A 1,089-nucleotide genomic window follows, 5' to 3' on the forward strand; every position below is an offset into this window, starting at 1 on the left:
CGCGCGCAGGAGCTGGAGCATTCCGACACCTATCCCGCCGACATCGTCGAGGGGATGAAGGAGATGGGCCTGTTCGGGCTCACCATCCCGGAGGAGTACGGCGGCCTCGGCGAATCGCTGCTGACCTACGCGCTCGTGGTCGAGGAGATCGCACGCGGCTGGATGAGCGTCTCCGGTGTCATCAACACGCATTTCATCGTGGCGCACATGATCAAGCAGCACGGGACGCCGGAGCAGAAGCAGCACTTCCTGCCGCGCATGGCGACCGGCGAGGTCCGCGGCTCGTTCTCGATGTCCGAGCCGGACCTCGGCTCCGACGTCGCCGCGATCAAGACCCGCGCCCGCAGGACCGACGACGGTTACGTCATCGACGGGTCGAAGATGTGGCTGACCAACGGCGGCAGCTCCAACCTGATCGCGCTGCTGGTCAAGACCGACGAAGGCGCGGAGAAGGCCCACCAGAACCTCACCACGTTCCTGGTCGAGAAGCCCGAGGGCTTCGGCGAGGTCGCGCCCGGCCTCACCATCCCCGGCAAGATCGACAAGATGGGCTACAAGGGCGTCGACACCACCGAGGCGGTGTTCGACGGCTACAAGATCGGCGCCGACAAGGTCCTCGGCGAAGCGCCGGGCAAGGGCTTCGCGTACATGATGGACGGTGTCGAGGTCGGCCGCGTCAACGTCGCCGCCCGCGCCTGCGGTATCGCGATCCGCGCGTTCGAGCTCGCCGTCGAGTACGCCCAGCAGCGCAAGACCTTCGGCAAGGCCATCGCCGAACACCAGGCGATCGCGTTCAAACTCGCCGAGATGGCCACCAAGGTCGAGGCCGCGCACCTGATGATGGTCAACGCCGCCCGCCTCAAGGACTCCGGCGCCCGCAACGACGTCGAGGCAGGCATGGCGAAGCTGATCGCCAGCGAATACTGCGCCGAAGTCACCCAGGACTCGTTCCGCATCCACGGCGGCTACGGCTACTCCAAGGAATACGAGATCGAACGCCTCATGCGCGAGGCCCCGTTCCTGCTCATCGGCGAAGGCACCAGCGAAATCCAGAAGACCATCATCAGCCGCGGCCTGCTCCGCGAATAC

1 protein-coding gene is annotated in these 1,089 nt (G+C 66.0%); it reads left to right on the top strand.

The window, feature by feature from the left end:
* Window positions 1–1,089, top strand: a 1,089-nt coding sequence (locus ACFWIW_RS42155) for an acyl-CoA dehydrogenase family protein (RefSeq protein ID WP_378373605.1), incomplete at both ends; no start/stop codon positions are given.

It is taken from the genome of Amycolatopsis sp. NPDC058340, assembly GCF_042723975.1.
In the GTDB taxonomy this organism is placed as follows: domain Bacteria; phylum Actinomycetota; class Actinomycetes; order Mycobacteriales; family Pseudonocardiaceae; genus Amycolatopsis.